This is a genomic window from Polaromonas sp. P1_G1 (assembly GCF_056405595.1).
In genome coordinates this window covers 1-480 of sequence record NZ_JBFUBU010000168.1, presented here as the reverse complement: position 1 = coordinate 480, position 480 = coordinate 1, and the positions used below count along the sequence as shown (strand labels likewise).

Sequence of the window (480 nt, the reverse complement as noted above, 5' to 3'; positions counted from 1 at the left end):
GCGCGTGAACCGAGCCACCTACCACCACGCTCCCGCACGATGGCAACCATCAAAGACGTCGCCAAGCTGGCTCAGGTTGGCGTAGGTACCGCATCCCGGGCTATTTCGGGCCGCGGTGGCGTGTCTCCCGACGCCTTGGGCCGGGTGCAACGCGCCATCCAGGAGCTGGACTTTCACCCCTCCAACGTGGCGCGGGCGTTGTCACTCAAAAGCCTGGGCATGCTGGGGGTCTATGTGCCCATGTTCGAAGGCGCGTTCTACTCGCCCATCCTGCAGGCCATTGACCGCGAGCTGCGGGCAGTGGACCGGCATATGGTGGCAGCCGCCGGCTGTGGCCACGGTGACGAACGGCAGAAAGCACTGCAAGGCGTGGAGTTTTTGATGCAACGCCAGTGCGATGGCATTTGCATCCTCAGCAACGATTTGCTGGAGTCTGATCTGGTCGATCTGTACCGGCGCTACCCCCGCTTGGTCCTGCTC

At 63.3% G+C, this 480-nt stretch carries 1 protein-coding gene; it reads left to right on the top strand.

Going from position 1 to position 480, the window contains the following annotated elements:
• Nucleotides 1-39: 39 nt before the first annotated feature.
• Nucleotides 40-480 (top strand): LacI family DNA-binding transcriptional regulator (locus AC1D1Y_RS26305; RefSeq protein WP_477684938.1); only part of this gene is annotated, 441 nt, incomplete at its 3' end.